This window comes from Microvirga zambiensis WSM3693 (assembly GCF_016735695.1).
Classification (GTDB): Bacteria; Pseudomonadota; Alphaproteobacteria; order Rhizobiales; family Beijerinckiaceae; genus Microvirga; species Microvirga zambiensis.
The window spans coordinates 1-527 of the sequence record NZ_JAERQD010000252.1; the positions used below are offsets into that span (position 1 = coordinate 1).

Annotated in this window: 1 protein-coding gene; it reads right to left on the reverse strand. The window is 61.5% G+C overall.

Annotation, left to right across the window (positions count from 1 at the left end; genetic code table 11):
• Window positions 1–32: 32 nt before the first annotated feature.
• Window positions 33–527 (reverse strand): transposase (locus JKL46_RS35150; protein ID WP_201843090.1); only part of this gene is annotated, 495 nt, incomplete at its 5' end.

Genomic DNA, 527 nt, shown 5'->3' on the forward strand with positions numbered 1-527 from the left:
GAGCTATGACGGAATTTAGGTGATGGGGCCGATCAGGCGGCGCTGTTTGTCGGCATCGGAATGACCTCGGTGCCGTCCTTAAACCTGACACCGGCGACCACCTTGGGCAACTGATTTTCGCCCATCAACCGACGCCAGCTTTTCGCGGCTGCCATCACCAGCTTGAACACCATCAGCCGGGCAGTGGTGGGCGACAACGAACCCTTGGTGCGCACGGTCCGGTGCCGCACGGTTGCGAACACACTCTCGATGGGGTTCGTGGTCCGAAGATGGATCCAATGCTCGGCGGGCCAGTCAAAGAAGGCCAGCAGCGCCCGTTGGTCCTTGCGTACGCACTCGACGGCTTTTGGATAACGGGCCACGTAGGCGTCCTCGAACAGATCAACAGCGACTTCGGCCTGGGCACGGGTCGGTGCAAGATAGATCTCGCGCAGGGCTGTCTTCATGCCCGGCTGCACCGATTTCGGCACCTTGTTGAGCACGTTGGCGGTCTTGTGCAGCCAGCAGCGCTGATGATGCGTGCCGGG